The 20369-nt window shown below is 60.7% G+C and carries 19 protein-coding genes; 13 read left to right on the plus strand and 6 right to left on the minus strand.

Going from position 1 to position 20369, the window contains the following annotated elements; translation table 11 throughout:
* Positions 1 to 9: 9 nt before the first annotated feature.
* The 5 genes from ntrX to dusB form a co-directional block, all read right to left on the minus strand.
* A complete protein-coding gene (gene ntrX / locus ACR0J1_RS12505; protein ID WP_480733146.1) occupies positions 10 to 1419 on the minus strand; it encodes a nitrogen assimilation response regulator NtrX in 1410 nt (469 codons plus the stop codon).
* On the minus strand, positions 1416 to 3641 hold the full coding sequence (locus tag ACR0J1_RS12510) for a sensor histidine kinase NtrY-like (RefSeq protein WP_480733147.1): 2226 nt from the start codon (positions 3639 to 3641) through the stop codon (positions 1416 to 1418). The genes ntrX and ACR0J1_RS12510 overlap by 4 nt, the downstream gene beginning before the upstream one ends.
* A 162-nt stretch (positions 3642 to 3803) precedes the next feature.
* Positions 3804 to 5171: a response regulator gene (locus ACR0J1_RS12515; protein WP_480733148.1), complete on the minus strand. Its 1368-nt coding sequence runs from the start codon at positions 5169 to 5171 to the stop codon at positions 3804 to 3806.
* Positions 5171 to 6250 carry a two-component system sensor histidine kinase NtrB gene (locus ACR0J1_RS12520; RefSeq protein ID WP_480733149.1) on the minus strand — a complete coding sequence of 360 codons (1080 nt, stop codon included), beginning with the start codon at positions 6248 to 6250 and terminating at the stop codon, positions 5171 to 5173. The genes ACR0J1_RS12515 and ACR0J1_RS12520 overlap by 1 nt, the downstream gene beginning before the upstream one ends.
* On the minus strand, positions 6247 to 7230 hold the full coding sequence (dusB, locus tag ACR0J1_RS12525; protein ID WP_480733150.1) for a tRNA dihydrouridine synthase DusB: 984 nt from the start codon (positions 7228 to 7230) through the stop codon (positions 6247 to 6249). The genes ACR0J1_RS12520 and dusB overlap by 4 nt, the downstream gene beginning before the upstream one ends.
* Before the next feature lie 178 nt (positions 7231 to 7408).
* Between dusB and ACR0J1_RS12530 the strand changes: the two genes are divergently transcribed.
* From ACR0J1_RS12530 to ACR0J1_RS12555, 6 genes are all read left to right on the plus strand, one after another.
* Positions 7409 to 8539, plus strand: coding sequence for a bifunctional 2-C-methyl-D-erythritol 4-phosphate cytidylyltransferase/2-C-methyl-D-erythritol 2,4-cyclodiphosphate synthase (locus ACR0J1_RS12530; RefSeq protein WP_480733151.1), 1131 nt, complete (start codon positions 7409 to 7411; stop codon positions 8537 to 8539).
* On the plus strand, positions 8536 to 9033 hold the full coding sequence (locus ACR0J1_RS12535) for a phosphatidylglycerophosphatase A family protein (protein ID WP_480733319.1): 498 nt from the start codon (positions 8536 to 8538) through the stop codon (positions 9031 to 9033). The genes ACR0J1_RS12530 and ACR0J1_RS12535 overlap by 4 nt, the downstream gene beginning before the upstream one ends.
* On the plus strand, positions 9030 to 9506 hold the full coding sequence (locus ACR0J1_RS12540) for a CinA family protein (protein ID WP_480733152.1): 477 nt from the start codon (positions 9030 to 9032) through the stop codon (positions 9504 to 9506). The genes ACR0J1_RS12535 and ACR0J1_RS12540 overlap by 4 nt, the downstream gene beginning before the upstream one ends.
* Before the next feature lie 185 nt (positions 9507 to 9691).
* Positions 9692 to 10873 (plus strand): ammonium transporter, encoded by a 1182-nt coding sequence (locus ACR0J1_RS12545; RefSeq protein ID WP_480733153.1) that lies wholly within the window; start codon positions 9692 to 9694, stop codon positions 10871 to 10873.
* Positions 10874 to 11010: 137 nt separating this feature from the next.
* Positions 11011 to 11688, plus strand: coding sequence for an orotate phosphoribosyltransferase (locus ACR0J1_RS12550; protein WP_480733154.1), 678 nt, complete (start codon positions 11011 to 11013; stop codon positions 11686 to 11688).
* Between the two features lie 198 nt (positions 11689 to 11886).
* The gene (locus ACR0J1_RS12555) at positions 11887 to 13377 is read left to right on the plus strand and encodes a replicative DNA helicase (protein ID WP_480733155.1); all 1491 of its coding nucleotides are present in this window, start codon (positions 11887 to 11889) and stop codon (positions 13375 to 13377) included.
* Between the two features lie 3 nt (positions 13378 to 13380).
* Here the strand turns inward: ACR0J1_RS12555 and ACR0J1_RS12560 are convergent, their stop codons facing one another.
* Positions 13381 to 13938 (minus strand): GNAT family N-acetyltransferase, encoded by a 558-nt coding sequence (locus ACR0J1_RS12560; RefSeq protein ID WP_480733156.1) that lies wholly within the window; start codon positions 13936 to 13938, stop codon positions 13381 to 13383.
* 281 nt (positions 13939 to 14219) lie between these two features.
* On the opposite strand from ACR0J1_RS12560, the gene alr reads away from it, so the two are divergent.
* The 7 genes from alr (at position 14220) to radA (ending at position 20333) form a co-directional block, all read left to right on the plus strand.
* On the plus strand, positions 14220 to 15254 hold the full coding sequence (alr, locus tag ACR0J1_RS12565; RefSeq protein WP_480733157.1) for an alanine racemase: 1035 nt from the start codon (positions 14220 to 14222) through the stop codon (positions 15252 to 15254).
* Entirely contained in the window at positions 15251 to 16033 is a 783-nt protein-coding gene (locus ACR0J1_RS12570) for an MlaE family ABC transporter permease (RefSeq protein WP_480733158.1), read from the plus strand. Before alr ends, ACR0J1_RS12570 begins: the two co-directional genes overlap by 4 nt.
* A complete protein-coding gene (locus ACR0J1_RS12575; RefSeq protein WP_480733159.1) occupies positions 16030 to 16776 on the plus strand; it encodes an ABC transporter ATP-binding protein in 747 nt (248 codons plus the stop codon). Before ACR0J1_RS12570 ends, ACR0J1_RS12575 begins: the two co-directional genes overlap by 4 nt.
* Positions 16777 to 16789: 13 nt before the next feature.
* Positions 16790 to 17473: a hypothetical protein gene (locus tag ACR0J1_RS12580; protein WP_039535857.1), complete on the plus strand. Its 684-nt coding sequence runs from the start codon at positions 16790 to 16792 to the stop codon at positions 17471 to 17473.
* Complete coding sequence (locus ACR0J1_RS12585) at positions 17470 to 17922, plus strand: paraquat-inducible protein A (protein WP_480733160.1); 453 nt, start codon at positions 17470 to 17472, stop codon at positions 17920 to 17922. Before ACR0J1_RS12580 ends, ACR0J1_RS12585 begins: the two co-directional genes overlap by 4 nt.
* A 148-nt stretch (positions 17923 to 18070) precedes the next feature.
* Complete coding sequence (locus ACR0J1_RS12590) at positions 18071 to 18847, plus strand: DNA repair protein (protein WP_480733161.1); 777 nt, start codon at positions 18071 to 18073, stop codon at positions 18845 to 18847.
* A 121-nt stretch (positions 18848 to 18968) separates the two neighbouring features.
* Positions 18969 to 20333 (plus strand): DNA repair protein RadA, encoded by a 1365-nt coding sequence (gene radA / locus ACR0J1_RS12595; RefSeq protein ID WP_480733162.1) that lies wholly within the window; start codon positions 18969 to 18971, stop codon positions 20331 to 20333.
* Positions 20334 to 20369 lie beyond the last annotated feature (36 nt).

The raw sequence follows: 20369 nt of genomic DNA on the forward strand, positions 1-20369 counted from the left end.
CTCGGCGGATCACTCCGCCGGCTCAGGCTCGTCAATCTGCGCCACCCGCGCACCGGATTTGTTCGAGGTCACCACGCCCAGCGATTTCAGCTTGCGGTGCAGCGCGCTGCGCTCCATGCCGACAAAGCTGGCGGTGCGGCTGATATTGCCGCCAAACCGGTTGATCTGGGTCAGCAGATATTCCCGCTCGAACGCCTCGCGCGCCTCGCGCAGCGGTAGGGTCGCCAGTGCACCCGACAGGACGACACGCCCAGACTCGTCGGATTTCTCTTCCTCGCTGGGCAACTCGCGCGCCTCAATCGGGTCGGTGCCATCGCCCAGGATCAGCACCCGTTCGATCAGGTTCTTCAGTTGTCGTACATTGCCCGGCCATGTCATCGTCTGCAGCAAAGCGACAGCCTCGTCCGACAGCTCGCGCGCGGGCAAGCCCTGCGTCTCGTTGCACATTTCGATGAAGTGCTGCGCCAGAACCGGGATATCCTCGCGTCGTTCTTCCAGCGAGGGTACGGCAATCGGAACCACGTTCAGGCGATGATAAAGTTCCTCCCGGAAACGGTCAGCCACAATTTCTTCTTCCAGATCGCGGTTGGTGGATGAGATTACCCGCAGATCAACCCGCACCTTGTCGCTGCCGCCCACACGCTGGAATTGCTGGTCCACCAGCACACGCAAAATTTTCGACTGAGTGCCCAGCGGCATATCCGCGACCTCGTCGAAATACACGACACCGCCATGCGCCTCTTCCAGCAGACCGGATTCAATCCCCCGTTCTGAGGATTCGCGACCGAACAGAACTTCTTCGACCCGCTCAGGCTCGATCCCGGCGCAGTTCACGGTGACAAAGGGCGCATTGGCGCGGTTGGAATGGGCGTGTATGTAGCGCGCCGCGATTTCCTTACCCGACCCGGCCGGACCGCTGAGCATCACGCGACCGTTGGATTTGGTCACCTTGTCCAGCTGCCCCTGCATCGCCCGGAACGAGGCCGACTTGCCAATCATGTCGGAACAGCTGACCTCTTGCCGCTTGAGCGAGGCATTTTCGCGCCGCAACCGCGAGGTCTCCATCGCGCGGCGGATCACCACCATCAACTGGTCAATATTGAAGGGCTTTTCGATAAAGTCGTAAGCGCCCTGCTTGATCGCGGCCACCGCGATTTCGATGTTACCGTGGCCCGATATGATCACCACTGGCACGTCTGGATTGTCGCGTTTCACCGCCTTCAGGATATCAATCCCGTCCATGCGGCTGTCTTTCAGCCAAATATCCAGAATCAACAGCCCAGGCGGCTCGGCATTGATCGCCGCCATGCAATCATCCGAATTTCCCGCCAGCCGGGTGGAATAGCCTTCGTCCTCGAGAATATCGGACACCAATTCGCGAATATCGCGTTCGTCATCTACGATCAGAATGTCGCTCATCTTTGGCCTGCTTTCAGTTTGTTTGTTTTAATCGCCTGTTTGTCTGGCGCGATTGACGGGCCGCCTGAGGCCCCGGGGAGACGAATGACAGCCATCGCGCCGAAATGGTCCTGTCCGTCGAATGTGGGCGCATCTTCCAATGTCAGCGCTCCGCCATGTTCTTCGATGATCTTCTTGACGATGGGCAGGCCCAGGCCGGTGCCCTCGTCGCGGGTGGTCACGTAAGGTTCAAACAACCGTGCCCGATCCTCGGGCAGACCGATGCCGTTGTCGGCAATGGTGATCTGGGTTCCAGCATCGTCGCCGGCGAGAACCACCTTGATCTGCGGCTTCAGATTATCCGGAGCGCCCTTTTCTTTCAGCGTGCCGATGGCCTCGCCCGCGTTCTTGATCAGATTGGTCAGCGCCTGGCTCAGCATCGTTGCGTCCACATCCGCCAGAACAGGGTCATCCGGCAGCTCCGCATCGATCTGCACATCCGGCTGACCGGCCTGCTGCAGCAACACCGCCTCGCGGACCAGAGTGACGATGTTCTCTTCGCGCCGTTCGGGCTCCGGCATCCGCGCGAATTTCGAAAACTCATCGACGATCCGCCGCAGGTCATTGGTCTGCCGTACGATGACGTCGGTCATCGACTCCAGACTATCGCAATCATCCTCATCCAGCTTGCGCGAGAACTTGCGCTTGATCCGCTCGGCGCTCAGCTGGATCGGGGTCAGAGGGTTCTTGATCTCATGCGCAATGCGCCGCGCCACGTCGCCCCACGCCGCCATCCGCTGCGCGCTGACCAGATCGGTGACGTCATCGAAGGCCACAACGTAACCCTCAAGCCCACCATCCTCACCACGCCGTGTCGCCATCCGCACCAGCAGGTTTTCCAGCCGGCCTTTGCGGGTCACCTTGACCTCACCCTGAACCGCCTCTTGGCCGCTGGCTTTCAGTTCCTCAAAAAGCGGTAGGAACTCCGGCACTGCGATACCGATGGCCAGATTCTGTTCCCCACCGGACCAATCCAGCAGCCGTTCGCCGGATCGATTCACGAAAGTCACACATCCATCGGGGTCAACGCCGACCACGCCCGAGGTCACCGAACTCAGCACCGAGTCAAACAGCCGCCGACGGCGTTCGATATGGCGCGTGTTGTCCAGCAAAGTATCGCGTTGGCCCTTCAACTGGCGCGTCATCTGGTTGAAGTATCGGCCCAGCATAGCAATCTCGTCATCGCTGGCCTCTTCATAGACCTGCACGCTCAAATCCCCTGCACCTACGCGCTGCGCCGCCGTTGTCAGACGCCCGACAGGGCGCGACAGGCGTTCGGCAAACCACATGCCCAATGACATGGCGGCGAGGATCAGAATGACCGCAAAGCCCAGATATAACAGGCCAAACTCGAACAGAACCCTTCCACGTTCGCTTTCCAACTGGCTGTAGAACTGCGCCGTTTCCTTGGTTTCATCCAATAGGGTCAGCAGCTCACCATCCACCTCGCGGCTGACATAGAGGTAACGATCCAGATAAGCCTTCAACGGCACAAGCGCGCGGAATTCGCTGTTGTCCCAATCGGCGATGATGGCCATGCCCTGATCGTTGGCCTCGACCATCTCCTCGGGCGTTGGCGCTTCGTAATCGAACAGGTAGGATCGGTCCCCGCGTGACCGGATCTCTCCGCTTCCGTCAATCACATAAGCCTCGCGCAAGCCGCGCTGAATCTGCGCCTGTCCCTGCGCCAGAACCTCGCGCAGTTCGGCATCCGAGATGTAATAGTCAAGCGTCCGGGCATTATCCAGAAACCGCGCCAATACGACCGCGTCCTGCGTTAAACCCTGTCGGTGTTCCTGCTCATAAGCCTCCGCCGCACTCAGCGACGAACCAACAACCTGCCGCACCCGATCCGAGAACCAACCCTCGAGCCCGATATTCACAGTGAGCCCGGCGAAGATCGCCACGGTGACGGTCGGAACCAATGCCAGTAACGTGAACGCACCAATAAGGCGCAGGTGCAAGCGAGAGCCCGCCGATTTCGCCCGCCGCGCTGCGATCAGGCTGAAAAGCTGCCCCAACACTAGGGCCGCCACAACCAGCACATAGACGAGATCGGCCAGCAGAATCAGCCGCAGCGTGGGGGCCGCAGCGCCCAAATCGAAAGGACCAATGACCAGATAGGTTGCGAACGTCAGCACAGGGCCCAGAACCACCAGCCCCAGCGTGCTGAAATTGCGCATTTTCCGGGACTTACGCCACCGGTTGATCCATAGGATCGGCCCGCTCTGTGCCCGGGTTGCCACCGTCTGCCCTCTTACTGATGTGCCGCCTGTGCGGCTGACCGCCATATGTCGTGGTCGTTGTCGGGAGCGAACCCGAATGCCACGGTTTGTGTGGCGATATTACATCAGTTTGCGGCGACGTGTCACCTGAATATCGAGGTCGGTGATCTTTTTCCGCAGCGTATTCCGGTTAATCCCCAGAAGATCAGCACATTTTGCCTGATTGCCCCCGGTCGCATCCAGCGCAATCTCGATCAACGGTGCCTCGACCTCTCGCAAAATGCGTTGATACAGGCCCGGTGGCGGCAGGATGTTTCCATGCAGATCGAAATAACGCCGCAGGTGGCGGCCAACCGAGGAGGACAGTTTTTCACGCTCCCCATCACCCAGAACCGGCTCGGCCTCGGGCTGGCTGCCCAGCACCATCTCGACCTCGGTGCGCGATATCTCATCCGCACGGCTGGTCAGGCTGAGGCGACGGATCGCGTTTTCCAACTGACGGACGTTGCCAGGCCACGAATAGCGGCGTACCAGTTCCACGGCCTCGGGGCTCAGGCGTCGTTGCGCGCCGCTGTCGCGTTCTTCGCGCACCAGAAAATGGTCGGTCAGCAGGGTAATATCGTCGACACGTTCTCGCAGAGCCGGGACATGGATCGTCGCACCGCACAGTCGATAATACAGGTCCTGACGCACCCGACCGCTCTCCATCGCGTCGGTCAGGTCAGATTGGCTGGTGGCCATGAAGCGCGGTACATGATCGCCCGGCGTGTCCATCATCCGCACAATACGGGCCTGAATTTCATCATCGATATCAGCGATTTCGTCGATGAGCAGCGTGCCGCCACGCACTCGCGCCATCACTCGCGCAGGACCTTCCAGATCGCTCAGATCAGCCGCGGTTGCGGTGACAAACGGCAATGTCCGCCGATCCGAGAAGTCGTGAATAGCGCGCGCGATCAGGGACTTACCTGTACCGCTTTCGCCCGAGATCATCACCGACAGATCGGTATTCATCACCCGCGCCACCAGACGGTAGAGCGCCTGCATCACCGGCGTCCGCCCGACCAGAGGCAGTTCATCTGGGCGATCCTCGCTGGCCTCGACCGGCTCCACCTGAGCGCGCTGTTTTTGATCCAGCGCCCGCGCCGTACGCTTCATCAGGTCGGGTAGATCGAAGGGCTTGGGCAGGTAATCATAGGCATCAGCCTCAGCCGCCTGAATGGCGGTCATGATGGTGTTCTGGGCCGAGATCACGATGACCGGCAATCCGGGCCGGTCCTGCGCGATCTTGGGCAGCATCTCAAGCCCGTTCCCGTCCGGCATCACCACGTCCGAGATCACCACGTCGCCTTTCCCTTCGGCGACCCAGCGCATCAGTGTCGTCAGGGAAGACGTCGCATGCACCTTGCACCCTGCCCGCGTCAGCGCCTGTGTCAGAACCGTGCGGATCGTGCGGTCGTCATCGGCAACCAGAACTGTGCCATCCATCAGATGCTCTCCTTATCATATGGGTCCGGCGGCGCGCGCCGCAGGGACAGGCGGAAGACGGTGCGCCCGGGCACCGAGTCCGCCGAAATCCAGCCGTCATGGTCGGACACGATCTTGCTGACCAGCGCCAGCCCCAGACCGGTGCCGTTTTCCTTGCCCGAGACAAAGGGGTCGAAAATATCACTTCGAATATTTTCGGGCAGCCCCGGACCGTCATCTATGATCTCGATCTGCAACGGCAGCGAATGGCCCGACCCGTCGCTACGCCGCAAGCGGAACGAATGTTCGAAATAGGTCCGCAGCCGGATTGTGCCTTTTTCCTCAGCGGCTTCCGAGGCGTTCTTGAGCAGGTTCAGCACCACTTGCAGGAACTGGTCCGGGTCGCCATAGGCCAGCGGCAGCGAGGGATCGTAGTCCTCGACAATGGTCATATGCGCGCCAAAGCCCAGCAGGGCCGAGCGGCGGGCACGGTCCAGAACGTCATGGATATTGACCGGCTTGAACGCGGGTTCGGACAGGTTTCCAAACTGTTCGACCTGCTCTAACAGCTTCACGATGCGGCGGCTTTCCTCGACAATAAGATCCGTTAGTTCAAGGTCTTGCTGCGCAATATTCATGCTCAGCAACTGCGCCGCACCGGTGATTCCAGCCAAGGGATTCTTGATCTCGTGCGCCAGCATCTCGGCCATACCGATGGCGGACTGCGCCGCCGATTTTACCGTATTGCCCCGCGTCATTCGCCCGGCCAGTTCACGGGGCGAGATGATCATGATCATAGACCCGGGATGGCCCATCAGCGGCGCGATCTGCAACGCGCATTGCAGCGGCGCACGATTGCCCGAGCCCACATCCACATCGTTCACAAACAAAGGCGTGCCATGCTGGCGGGCCCGCAAAAACGCTTCTTCCAGCGGCGCATCGACGGCGATCTGATCCCAGACCGGGTGCCCGACAACTGCCTTGTGTGACGCGTTCAAAAACCCCTCGCCCGAGGAATTGACGTCGGATATCCGATCCTCGGCATCGATGATAAAGGCCGGTACGGGCAACGAGGCCCAGATGCTCTGATCCGAATTCATGCCGCTGCCTCTGCAGGGCCGCTCAGCGCGTCGTTCAGCAACCGCAGCACCTCATCCGTGTCGCGCGACGTCAGAACTGCGCGCCGAAGGTTGGCGGGCGTTGCGGCCTCATCCATATACCAGCCCAAGTGTTTACGCGCGACGCGCAGGCCCAGATCGGTGCCGTAGAACTCCAGCATAGCCTGATAGTGACCACGCACCATGTCGATCAAGTCCGAGCCCTTGGGAATGATCGGGGCCTGCGCCCCGTAAAGATCATGGCAGATCTGCGCCAAGACCCACGGCTTGCCCTGCGCCCCACGCCCCACCATCACACCATCCGCGCCGGACTGATCCAGCGCCATCCGCGCGGTTTTGGTGTCGACAATATCTCCATTGGCGATGACGGGGATCGAGACCGCCTCTTTCACCGCCCGGATCGCCTGCCAATCGGCGCGTCCCTTGTAGAACTGGCAGCGGGTGCGCCCGTGGATCGTGACCATTCGGATACCTGCATCCTGCGCCCGCCGCGCCACTTCCGGCGCGTTCAGCAGGCTGTCATCCCAGCCCAAACGGGTCTTCAACGTCACCGGCAGGTCCACCGCTTTCACCACGGCCTCGATCAACGTCAGCGCATGATCTGGCGTCTTTAGCAGAGCAGACCCGGAATAGCCGTTCGTCACCTTCTTGGCGGGGCACCCCATGTTGATGTCAATCACCCGCGCCCCGCAGTCGGCAACCTGCCGCGCGGCCTCGGCCATCCAATGCGCCTCGCGCCCGGCCAGTTGCACGGCGGTGTTTTCCACATCCGCCGACAGTTCTGCCCGTTCGCGCACGCCCGGCTTGGCCTGCACCATTTCCTGACTGGCGACCATTTCGCTGACCACCATGCCCGCGCCGAAGCGCATCACGAGATCGCGGAAAGGCCGGTCGGTGATTCCGGCCATGGGTGCCAACAGCACCGGAGGGGTCAGATCCTTTTCAGCAAGACGCAGGGTCAACGTGCCTAATCCTTGAGCAATTGTGCATTTGATATCGAAATCGCAGCATATGAACAACAAAACAGCGTCATTCAAGCCCGCAAAATCATCACGTGATTAATTTTTAGGCATCTTGACGCGGGTGATTGCCTCTGCATTCACCGCCGCCTAAACAATGCCCAATCAAAGGAACCCGCAGATGACCACAGCCGCCATCATCGTCGCCGCCGGACGCGGCCAACGTGCCGGGGGCGGTGTGCCCAAACAGTGGCGCAGCTTGGGCGGGCGGCGGGTGGCGGACTGGACGCTCGATCGGTTCCGGGGACGCGTCGATCATATCGTTCTGGTGCTGTCGGACGACGACACCGAGGCGTGGGAAGAATTCAACGCCTCGGACCTGATCCTAACCTCGGGCGGTGCCAGCCGCGCTGCATCGGTTCAAAGTGGACTGCGGGCTTTGGCGGCGCATGGTGTTGATAAGGTCCTGATCCACGACGTAGCGCGCCCCTGTGTCAGCGCTCGGATCATCAGCGATGTTCTGGCCGCGCTCGACACCCACCCCGCCGCTGCGCCGGGGCTGGCCGTCACAGATGCGCTCTGGACGGGGGACGGATCGCTGGTGACGGGAACGCTGGATCGCGCGGGCCTCTTTGCTGCGCAAACGCCGCAGGGGTTTCACTATGACGCGATCACCGCAGCCCATGCAGCCCATACCGGCGACGCGGCGGATGATGTGGAGGTCGCGCGTTCGGCGGGGATTGATGTGGTCATCGTCCCCGGCGACGCGGATAATCTGAAAATCACCCGGCCCGAGGATTTCGCCCGGGCCGAGCGCATAATGGGAACAGATATGAATGTAAGGCTGGGCAACGGCTATGACGTGCACCGCTTTGGTAATGGGGATCATGTGATCCTGTGTGGCGTACGGGTCCCGCATGATCGCGGGCTTCAGGGTCATTCGGATGCCGATGTGGGGATGCACGCAGTCACTGACGCCATCTATGGAGCGCTGGCGCAGGGCGATATCGGACAGCACTTTCCGCCTTCCGACCCGCAATGGAAAGGCGCGGCCAGTGAGATCTTCCTGCGCCACGCCGTCGAACTGGCCGGGCAGATGGGCTATGCCATTTCAAACGTCGATTGCACGCTGGTCTGCGAATATCCCAAGATCGGCCCCCATGCCGAGACCATGCGCGCCGAGATGGCGCGGATCATGGGGCTGCGCGCAGATCAGGTCTCGGTCAAGGCGACCACGTCCGAACGGCTGGGCTTCACCGGCCGCAGCGAGGGTATCGCATCGGTGGCCACCGCTTGTTTGGTGAAATCATGACGGCGGCGCAGTTGATCGGAACCGTCTGCGGCGTGGGCTACCTGCGCCCCGCCCCCGGCACATGGGGCTCTCTGGCCGCGTTGCCTCTGGCGTGGATTCTGCATGTGATCGGCGGCTTTCCTTTGTTGGTAGTGGCGACCGCCGCAGTCTTTGCCGCGGGCCTATGGGCCACGCGCGTCATGACCGACGGCCAGGACGATCACGATCCATCTGAGATCGTCGTCGACGAGGTCGCCGGTCAGTTCATCGCGCTCTGGGCCATTTCCTACCCGTCCTGGGCGCATGGGATCGAGATCACAGCGCTCTGGCCCGGTTGGGTGGCTGGTTTCCTGCTGTTCCGCCTGTTCGACATCACCAAACCCGGCCCCGTTGGCTGGGCCGACCGGCGCGGAGACCCCATGGGCGTGATGCTCGACGACGTGATCGCCGGTGTCTTTGCTGCCATCGGCGTCCTGATCCTTGCCGGGATCGCGCATGGAGTCATGGGCCTGTGAATGTCGCCGACCTGCTGGACCGCGCCAAAGCGCAAGGCGTGATGATCGCCACGGCCGAAAGCTGCACGGGCGGCATGGTTGCCGCCGCGCTGACCGACATTCCCGGCAGCTCTGCCGTGGTCGAACGAGGCTTTGTGACCTACACCAACACCGCCAAGCAAGAGATGCTGGGCGTGCGCCGCGAAACGCTCGACGCACACGGCGCGGTCTCGGAACAGGTTGCGCGCGAGATGGCCGAGGGCGCTGTGCAGCATTCACATGCGCAGCTGGCGGTCTCGATTACCGGCATCGCGGGCCCCGGCGGGTCCGAGTTCAAACCCGAGGGCCGTGTCTGTTTCGGGCTGGCCATGGACGGGCAACCGACTCGCACCGAGACGGTCGAGTTCGGCCCACTAGGGCGGGAGTCTGTTCGCAAGGCCGCGCGCGATCATGCGCTGCAGATGCTGCTACACGGCCTTTCGCAATCCGCCTAAATTTCGCGCAAAGGCCCGAGAGGGGCGCAAATTTCATCGCCAGTTGAGAAAAAGCCGCCAAAATAAGCGGCATTTTCTGCCGTTGCCTCTTTTTTCCCCGTCGCCGCTCGGCTTCAACCCGCCGCACACCACTCACGAAGCGTCGGGCACATCGCCAGATGCCCGCAGGTAAAGGAGAACGGCCCATGAACGGAGCCGATACAGCCTGGATCATCGTTGCAACCGCACTGGTCCTGTTCATGACATTGCCGGGGCTTGCCCTGTTCTATGGCGGGCTTGTGCGCGCCCGAAATGTGCTCAGCGTGTTCATGCACTGCTTTTCGATTGCCTGTTTGATGAGCATTCTGTGGCTGATCGCAGGCTACTCCATCGCCTTCGGCCCCGGCGAGAGCGGCATCTGGGGCGGCTTGGGCAAGGCGTTCCTGAACGGCGTGGACGCCGACAGCCTTGCCGGCACCCTGCCCGAGATCCTGTTCTTCGCGTTCCAGATGACCTTTGCCATCATCACCCCGGCCCTGATCGTCGGCGCCTATGTCGAACGGGTGGGCTTTGGCTTTGTCCTCACCTTCTCGGCCCTTTGGATGCTGCTGTGTTATGCGCCGGTGGTGCATTGGATCTGGGGCGGCGGGATGCTGGCTGACGGCGGCATTCTGGGTGAGATCGGCGTGCGCGATTTCGCGGGCGGCATCGTGGTGCACGAAACGGCCGGTCTGGCCGCGTTGATCATTGCAGTGATCCTCGGCCCCCGTCGCAACCGCACCACGCCGCCGCACAATCCGGGCTATGTGATGATCGGTGCCGCGATGCTGTGGGTTGGCTGGTTCGGCTTTAACGGTGGCTCGCAATTGGCGGCTGACGGCGGGGCCGCGATGGCGATGACGGTTACGCATCTGTCTGCTGCCACCGCCTCGCTGACTTGGGCGCTTTGGGAACGCATCCGGTTTGGTAAGGCCTCGATGGTGGGTCTGGTAACGGGCACGATTGCGGGGCTGGCCTCGATCACCCCGGCCTCGGGTTTTGTGGGTCCGGTGCAGGCACTGATCATCGGCGCGGTTGCGGGCGTCCTGTGCCAAGAGGCCGTGAACGTCATCCGCAACAAGCTGAACATCGACGATACGCTGGACGTATTTGCAGTGCACGGCGTCGGCGGCATCTTCGGCACCATCATGATCGCGTTGTTCGGCCTTGGCACTTGGACCGCGCAGCTTGGCGGGCTGGTGATCGTGGGTGCCTTTACGGCAGTTGTCACGATTGTGCTGGTCAAGGTGGTTGCGCTGATCACGCCGCTTCGCGTAGACGCAGAGACCGAGACAAACGGGCTCGACCTCTCGGTACACGGAGAACGTGCCTATGACATGAGCAGCTAGGCCCACCTTGGCTGTTCCGCCCGTATGGGCGAAAGCGGACCTCTTGGGGGTCCGCTTTTCTTTTTTGGCCCTCTCGACTCTGCCCCAAGGGTCACGCTATCAGCCCGCAACGTCCCTTTAGCCCAGAGGTTTGCGCCATGATCCCCAGTTCCTTCCCCGACAGCACCGAAATCGCCCGCCTGACCGCGCGGATGCTGCTGGAGATCAAGGCGGTGCACTTCAATTCGCGCGAGCCGTTTACTTTGGCCTCGGGCTTGCCCAGCCCGACCTATATTGATTGCCGCAAGCTGATCTCATACCCGCGCATCCGCTCGACCCTGATGGACTTTCTGACCGTCACCGTGATGCGCGATGCCGGGTTCGAGGCGTTCGACAATATCGCAGGTGGTGAGACCGCAGGTATCCCCTTTGCCGCTATGGTCGCAGAACGCATGGCTCTGCCGATGACCTATGTGCGCAAGAAACCCAAAGGCTATGGCCGCAACGCACGTATCGAAGGCGCAATGAGCGAAGGCGAACGTGTTCTGCTGGTCGAGGACCTGACCACCGATGGCGGCAGCAAGCTGTCCTTCGTGGATGCAATCCGTGAAACCGGCGCAACCTGCGGGCATACGGCGGTGATATTCTACTATGGCATTTTTCCCGAAACCGAGAAGACACTTGGCGATCACGGCGTGCAATTGCATTCCTTGTGCACTTGGTGGGATGTGCTGGCCGAGGCTAAGGCCCAGAAAGCGTTCGACAAAGAGACGCTGGACGGGGTCGAAGCCTTCCTGAACGACCCGCGCGGCTGGCAGGAAGCGCACAAAAGCTGACGCTGCGACATCTGTGCGCGGTTTGGAAACAATGTCCGCGCACAGTGATCCAATCGCACAATATGTTGACGAATGACCCCACCTTCCGTCAAGATGGTGGGGTCCGGAGATATGCACAACCTATCCCCAGAAACATACAATTTGCCCCCTCCGGCGGGGCTGAGCTATGGACTGTGCCAACAGGCATAGAGAGCAGCAATGAACGAGATCAGCAGCATCGAGCAGGCAGCCGCACAGATTCAAAACCCGGAAACCATGCCGCACTCCATCGAGGCCGAGCAACAGCTTCTGGGTGCGATTCTGACGAACAACGACCTTTATGACCGGGTGGCTTCAATCATCGGGGCCGAGCATTTCTATGATCCGGTTCATGCGCGCATTTACGAGGTCGCCTCAACACGGATCGCCAAGAACGCGCTTGCCTCGCCCGTAACGCTGAAATCCTTCATGGCTGAGGATGAGGGCCTGAAAGAACTCGGCGGTCCCGCCTATCTGGTCAAACTGGCGGGCGCCTCGATCAGTGCCTTCGCGGTGCATGACTACGCCCAGATGATCTATGACCTCGCCATCCGACGCGAGTTGATCCGGCTGGGGCGCGACATCTCGGACAAGGCCGCACGGGTTGATGTGTCCAGCGAGCCGAAAGAACAGATCGTCGAGGCCGAGCAACAGCTTTATCAGTTGTCCGAGCAGGGCCAGACCGAGCAGGGGTTTCAATCCTTCCTCAAGGCGGTCACAGAAGCCGTCAACGTCACCAACGAGGCGTACCAGCGCGGTGGCGGCATGGCGGGGATTTCCACCGGTCTGGCCGACCTGGACAAGCAATTGGGCGGGCTGCACCCGTCTGACCTGATCATTCTGGCGGGTCGTCCGTCGATGGGGAAAACCTCGTTGGCGACCAACGTGGCGTTCAACGTGGCCAAGGCCTATAAGCGCGGCACTAAACCCGATGGCAGCGAAGGCGCGATTGACGGCGGTGTGGTCGGCTTCTTCTCGCTTGAAATGAGCGCCGAGCAGTTGGCCGGTCGGGTTCTGGCCGAAGCTTCGGAAATTTCAAGCCACAAGATCCGTCAGGGCGACATGACCGAGGCCGAGTTCCGCCGCTTCGTGGACGCCGCCAAGGAACTGGAAGCCTGCCCCCTGTTCATTGATGACACGCCTGCCCTGCCCATTTCTCAACTTGCCGCACGTGCGCGACGGCTCAAGCGGACACATGGGCTGGACCTGCTGGTGATTGACTATTTGCAGCTCTGCCGCGGCATGGCCGACAACCGCGTCAACGAGATCGCCGAGATTTCGATGGGTATGAAGGCCATCGCAAAGGAGTTGAACATCCCGGTCATCGCGCTGTCGCAGCTGAGCCGTCAGGTCGAAAGCCGCGACGACAAGCGCCCGCAACTGTCTGACCTGCGGGAATCAGGCTCGATCGAACAGGATGCTGACGTGGTGATGTTCGTGTTCCGCGAGGAATACTACAAAGAGCGCGAAAAGCCCGGCGATCACGAGCTGGAGAAGATGGAAGACTGGAAGCAGGCCATGGAACGCCTGCATGGCAAGGCCGAGGTCATCGTCGGCAAGCAGCGCCACGGTCCCATCGGCACGGTCGAGCTTTCGTTCGAGGCGCAGTTCACGCGGTTTGGCAACCTCGTCAAACCGTGGCAGCAGGACGGCCAAATCGAAGGTTACTGATCCTTACCAGAGTGCGGGCTGGTTCAACGCCGGAACACAACGCGACGCGCCCTGCAACGGCGCATCACCACGGGCCGACAAGGGTTGCCCGATCCAGCCATGCGGGTGGCTCAGCCTAAGCGGAGCCCGCGCAAACGCCTCGGTGATCGGCTGGAACCCGGTTTTGCAGTAGTAACCCGGGTCGCCGTAAGTGACGACAAAATCAACGCCTGCCGCGCGCAGTTGATCCAGCCCATGATGGATCAGCGCTTGTCCGACACCACTTCTCTGGTGTTTGGTGCTAACCGCGACGGGCGACAGGATGAACACCTGCCGCTCATCCTGATCAAACCGCAGACGCGACAGGAAGATACACCCCAGCAGCGTATTTTCTTCCATGGCCGAGAACACATACAGGTCCTCATCCGGCGTGGTTTCCATCAGCCCGCGCACCAATGAGCCGACCAGCCTGCCTTCGTCCGCGCCTTCCGAGGCGGTGAAGACGTCGGTGAAAAGCGCCTCTATCTCGCTCCCGCGCCCGTTGTGACCTGTTATGAACCGGATCGCCATCATAATACCCATTGCTACCACAGCGGCAGAGTGCGCCCGGCCCGCCCCCAAACGCAACCGCCAATTCAGCGCTGGTTGCCGCCTGCACGCAAAACATGAACGATAGGCCATCCCGGCGCGTTTTAACACTGATGTGAGCACAATCCCCGAACGGACCGCCCAATCCCCCAAGCCAGCCAAATCCTTGGATTTATTGGCCCTGCGACATCACGCTCTCAGTTCGAGACATTAAACCCTAATCTAAATCACCATTCCCTCTTGACCTTGGATCGGGCAATGTCATGAACGGGATTATGAGTACCGCACGTTTAACGATCAATCTGCACGCGCTCGCCCATAACTGGCGCGCGTTGGATGCAAAGACGGATGTCGAAACCGGCGCAGTTGTCAAAGCTGACGCCTATGGTTTGGGTGCCGAGCCCGTGGCCTGGGCGCTGGCCGAAGAAGGCGTGCGCAAGTTCTTCGTCGCCGCTGCGGAAGAAGGCGCCATCGTGCGCGAAGCGGTCGGCCCCGAGGCGTTGGTCGCTGTGTTCTCGGGCCATATGGAAGGTGACAGCGACCTGCTGCGCAACCACAACCTGACACCGCTGATCAACTCACCGGAACAGTTCAAACGCCATCTTGAGGCGCTGCCCGACCATCCCTTCGGCATCCAGCTGGACAGTGGCATGAACCGCCTCGGGCTGGAGCCCGCGGATTGGGCGGAATTGAAGCACAAAGCGCTGGAGCGTGACCCGCTGGTCGTGATGTCCCATCTGGCCTGCTCGGACGAGCCCGAACACCCGATGAACCGCCAGCAGCTTGAGACCTTCAAGCAGATGACCGACGGGGTCGAGGTGCCGCGTTCGCTGGCCGCGACCGGAGGCACCCTGCTGGGGCCGGAATTCCATTTCGATTTCTGCCGCCCGGGCATTGGCCTCTATGGCGGGATCCCATTCGCCGGGGCCAAGCCCGTGGTCACGGTCGATCTGCCTGTGATTCAAGTGCGCGACGTCGCTGTCGGCGAAACCGTGGGCTATGGCAACAGCTGGTCCGCACGCCGCCCGTCCAAGATCGCGACGGTGGCGGCAGGCTATGCCGATGGGCTGCATCGTGCCATTGGCGGCGGCATCGACACATTCGCTGGTGATCAGCCCTGCCCGGTGGTAGGACGTATCTCGATGGACCTGATCACCGTGGATGTTACCGACTTGCCGTACAAACCTGACCGCCTGCGTATCCTGAACGGGCACCAAACCGTCGATGATCTGGCCGAAGCTGCCGGCACCATCGGCTATGAGATTCTGACCTCGCTCGGCAGCCGCTATTCCCGAGGCTACGTGGAATGACCCCCCTCTCATTGCTGGGGGAACTTGGTCGGACCATCTTGACCATGCTGGCCGCGTTTGGCCGCGTCGCGCTGTTCGCGCTGGACGCGGTTTCGCATATTTTCCGCCCTCCATTCTATCCGCGTGAATTCGGCATTGCGCTGCTGAACATCGGTTGGCTGTCCCTCCCCGTGGTCGGCCTGACCGCCATCTTCACCGGCGGCGCGCTGGCGCTGCAGATCTATGCTGGCGGTGCGCGTTTCAACGCCGAGGCCGTCGTGCCCCAGATCGTCGCCATCGGCATGGTGCGCGAACTGGGCCCCGTACTTGTCGGCCTGATGATCGCCGCCCGTGTGACGTCCTCCATCGCGGCAGAAATCGCTACGATGAAAGTGACCGAACAGATCGACGCCCTGGTCACCCTGTCCACCCATCCGATGAAATACCTTACCGCCCCACGCGTGCTTGCAGCACTGATCACGGTTCCCGTACTGGTCGCGATCGGAGATATCATCGGCATCGCAGGCGGTTACACCGTCGCCACGCAAAATTTGGGCTTCAACCCGGCCGCCTATCTGAAAAACACGGTCGATTTCCTTGAAGCGCGCGACATCGTCTCGTCACTGGTCAAAGGGGCCGGCTTCGGCGTCATCGCCGCCATCATGGGCTGCTATTACGGCATGTCCTCTGGCCGCGGCGCGCAGGGCGTCGGGCGCGCCACCAAAGGCTCGGTCGAGGCCGCTGCCGTGCTGATCCTCGCCGCCAATTTCGTACTCACAGGGGTGTTCTTCTCGCTATGATCCGGATGGAGAACGTACATAAAGCCTTTGACGACAACCACGTGTTGCAAGGCATGAACCTGGATATCCCCAAGGGCACCTCGATGGTCATCATCGGCGGCTCGGGCACGGGTAAATCGGTGGCGCTGAAATGCATCCTTGGCCTGATCAAGCCCGACAGCGGCATGATCTATGTCGACGGCAAGGACGCCCAGAAAGGTGACCGGGATGCGTTTCTGGCGCGCTTCGGGATGCTGTTTCAGGGCGCGGCGCTGTTTGACTCGCTGCCCGTCTGGCAAAACGTCGCCTTCCGCCTGCTGCGCGGCTCATTGAAACGCCCCGCCGAAGAAGCCCGCGAAATCGCCATCGAGAAACTGCGCCGCGTCGGCCTGAAATCCAACGTCGCCGACCGGTTCCCGGCGGAATTATCAGGCGGGATGCAAAAACGCGTCGGCCTCGCCCGCGCCATCGCCGCCGAGCCAGAGATCATCTTTTTTGACGAGCCCACCACGGGGTTGGACCCCATCATGTCCGGCGTCATCAACGACCTGATCCGAGAAATCGTGACCGAGATGGGTGCCACCGCAATGACCATCACCCACGACATGAGCTCGGTTCGCGCCATTGCCGACAACGTCGCCATGCTGCACGGAGGCGTGATCCAATGGACCGGCCCTGTCGGTCAGATGGACGCCGCGGGTGATCCCTATGTGGAGCAGTTTATCAGTGGGAGTGCTGAGGGGCCGATTGAGGCGGTGCGGTGAGAGAGGAATTAATATGGCAGATTTTTTTGATATTTTATTAAAGCACATTGCAGCGTTCGAAGAAGCTTGGGAGCAAGAAAGCGGTAACAGTGACTCGGACACATGGAATGAGAACTACTACGAGGATTTTTTGCGCGCAGATACGAGATTCAGACATGCCGCCAAACGTTTGGGATTCGAATATCCGGAAAAACCACCAAGTGGTTCCGCACAGACACAAATGTTGGATATTAGTTCTCGCTTCGAGGAAATCGTAAGTGGCTGGAAGACCCATATCTTAACCATGCAAATAGAAGAACAAGTTGCATTGGAGTATGAAGATCAATCGGAAGAGTTTTCAGAAGCCATAACTTTCGATGGGGAGCACCGCAAAAAAATCCATGAAATCATTGGGGAACTAAGGCATGAAGTCCACGAAAATACGTGGATGAACAAAGAGCAGAAAAGACGCGTTCTGTCTGCGGTGAACTCAGTTCAAAGGGAAGTCGACAAAGAGTTGAGTAACTTTCATCTAGTTCTTGGCAAACTCGTCGACCTTGGCGAAGCTCTTGGAACAGCGGGTAAAAAGGCTAAGCCAGCATTTGACAGGGTGGAACAACTTTCAAATGCGGTACGTGGTCAACGAAAACAAATACTATCATTAGATAAAACCGATGATCCATTGCAACTTGAGGATATGAGAGACGCAGAGGAATGACCCTCCGCCTCGCCACCCTCTCCCTCCTGATCCTCTACCCCATCGCGTGGTTTGCCCCACTGATGCGCGCAGGCCTCCTGCCGATCTTCGGCCTCAGCGAAATCAGCGTCATCACCGGCCTCCAGTCCTTGTGGAAAGCCGACATCTTCCTCGCGCTGATCGTCACCGTCTTCGCCCTGTTCGCGCCCTACATCAAAACCATCGGCACCGCGTTGATCCAATGGGACCTGCTGGACCCGCGCGTGCAGCCCGCGCTCAACATCCTCGGCAAGCTGGCGATGGCCGATATCTTCCTCATTGCGCTGTATATCACGCTGGCCAAAGGCATCTCTTACGCCACCATCGAAACCGCCTGGGGCCTCTATCTTTTTACCGGATGCATCCTCGCCTCGTTGACCCTGGGTCATATTACAGAGATGACATTCGGTTCACGAAAACCTCAGACCTAATTGATTGAAAACGCATTTCTAGGTATCATTTAGATATTTCGAGCAGCAACGTGTTTGTAGTTCACGGGTCCGCAGCGGGCCAGATCGTGTTTGATGACCCTCCGCTTCGGCCCGGTTTCGTATCGGTAGATGAAGGAGTTCGACGACCATGGCCGCCCTCCACGCAGCAACATTGCAATTCCAGAATGTTTTCCTGAAGTTCACGTTTTTCCTAATCTGCGCCGCCGCCCTCGGCGCGGTTACGGCCACAGCCCTGTCGGCCCTTGGCATCATTCCCTGGCTTTCGATGCAGGCCGGTTTCGGTGAAACGGGCGTGATCGACGCTGGCATCTACATCCAGATCGGCCTGACCGTGCTGATCCTGATGCTGGCCTTCTACCTGCCCTCCAGCGCCCGCATGATGGCGCTCGAACGGACCCACCGCAACTTTTCCCTGAACATGCAGGACGTGGCCGGGGCCTATCAGATGGCCCACGCCGCCGACCGCAGCGGGGCCTTCTCGCTGTCCTCTGAATTCGACGCGGTGAAAGAACGCATGGCCTTTCTGCGCGACCATCCCGATCTGCAGGGGCTTGAGCCGCAAGTGCTGGAACTGGCTGCACAGATGAGCCAGATCAGTCAGGAGCTGGCCGACACCTATGGCGACGCCAAAGTGGACCGCGCCCGCACCTTCCTGCAGCAACGCCAGCAAGAGGTCGAGCAGTTCCAGCAGCGCATCGAAGAGGCCCAGATCATCCAGCACGAGTTGCGCCAATGGACGCGCGACATCGAGATCGAGGAATCCATCGCCAAATCGCAACTCGCGCGTCTGCGGGATGAGTTGTTCGATCTGCTGCCTGAACTCTCGGCGCAACTGCAATCCTCGACCGACGACAAAACACCCGCCAGCGTGGTTGCCATGACCCCGCCTCGGGCAGCGGAATAGGCGCTGAAAGCGCCCGCCGCAGAGGATGGCCCGCAGGGCCTGACGACGCGGCCCGCCCCCGGCGGTGAGGAAAGCCCGCAAGGGCTTGAAGAACCGCCCCGCCTCGGGCACGAAGGGCGCCATGGCAAAGACACAAACATTCTCCTGCTCCGCCTGCGGTGCCTCACACACCAGATGGTCGGGTCGTTGCGATGGCTGCGGCGAATGGAACACCATCATTCAGGAAGCCCCCCTTTCCGCTGGCCCTGCGAAAAAATCCCTTGGCGGCAAACGCGGACAATCCATCGCTCTCACTGACCTCTCGACCGAAGAAACGCCCCCGCCCCGCACGCTTTGCGGGGTCGAGGAACTTGATCGCGTCCTCGGCGGCGGCCTCGTCCCCGCCTCGGCCCTGTTGGTGGGCGGAGACCCCGGCATCGGCAAATCCACCCTTCTGCTGCAGGCCGCCGCCCGCTTTGCCCGCAATGGGATCAAAACCATCTACGTCTCAGGCGAGGAAGCCAGCGCGCAGGTGCGGATGCGCGCGCGTCGTTTGGGATTGGAAAATTCTCCGGTCCAACTGGCCGCCGAAACCAACCTGCGCGATATCCTCACCACGCTTGAGGCCGAAAAGCCCGGCCTCGCCATCATCGACTCGATCCAGACCATGTGGGCCGACAATGTGGACAGCGCGCCGGGCTCGGTGTCACAAGTCCGGGCCGCAGCGCACGAATTGACCACGTTTGCGAAACGACACGGCGTTTCGATCATCATGGTTGGCCACGTCACCAAAGAAGGCCAGATCGCAGGGCCGCGCGTCGTGGAACACATGGTCGACACCGTACTTTATTTCGAAGGCGAACGCGGTCATCAATTCCGCATCCTTCGGGCCGTCAAGAACCGCTTTGGCCCAGCCGATGAAATCGGCGTGTTCGAAATGACCGGCAAGGGGCTCGCGCAAGTCACCAACCCCTCGGCCCTGTTTCTGTCCGAACGCGGCACACCCAGCCCCGGTTCAGCCGTGTTTGCAGGGATCGAAGGCACCCGTCCGGTATTGGTCGAATTGCAGGCTCTCGTCGCTCCGTCACCCCATTCTCAGCCCCGGCGCACCGTCGTCGGATGGGACAGCGGGCGGCTTGCGATGATCCTTGCAGTGTTAGAGGCGCGCTGCGGTATCCCCTTTGCGGGCCTCGACGTCTATCTGAACGTAGCCGGAGGGCTGAAAGTTTCCGAACCCGCCGCGGATCTCGCCGTCGCCGCCGCATTGCTCAGCGCCCGCGAAGACACCGCCCTGCCCGCGGATACCGTGGTTTTCGGAGAAATCTCGCTATCCGGGGCACTTAGACCCGCCCCGCAGACTGAAAACAGGTTGAAAGAAGCGCAAAAACTTGGTTTCACAGCGGCAATTGCTCCGGCGGGTGGCAAAACCGGCACTGTGGCAGGTCTGACACTCACCCGACCCTCTGATTTGGTTGGGTTTGTTGGCGAAACCTTCGGAGCAGGTTAAGGTCGCGCCCCGAGGGGCAGAAAAACGAACAGGCGA

This window comes from Ruegeria sp. CJ3 (assembly GCF_056536725.1).